Genomic DNA, 228 nt, shown 5'->3' on the forward strand with positions numbered 1-228 from the left:
GTATAATGATGGTGAAATAAATCCTTATAAATTTACACATAGTTTATTAGAACAAGCCTCTAATAAAGGAGTTCACATTTATGAAGATACAGAGATTGTTGGCAAAAAGTTAGAGAAAGAATGTGCTATCTTTTATACAAAGGAGGGCAATTCTATTACTGCCAATAAAGTAATTGTGGCTGCAGGATATGAAGGATTGGAATTTAAAAAGGAAAAGAACGCTACACT

The 228-nt window shown here is 31.6% G+C and carries 1 protein-coding gene; it reads left to right on the forward strand.

The genetic code is table 11. From position 1 onward, the window contains the following. Positions 1 to 228 (forward strand): FAD-dependent oxidoreductase (locus SB717_RS40180; protein ID WP_410908986.1); only part of this gene is annotated, 228 nt, incomplete at both ends.

This window comes from Priestia sp. SIMBA_032 (genome assembly GCF_046535215.1).
GTDB lineage: Bacteria > Bacillota > Bacilli > Bacillales > Bacillaceae_H > Priestia > Priestia aryabhattai.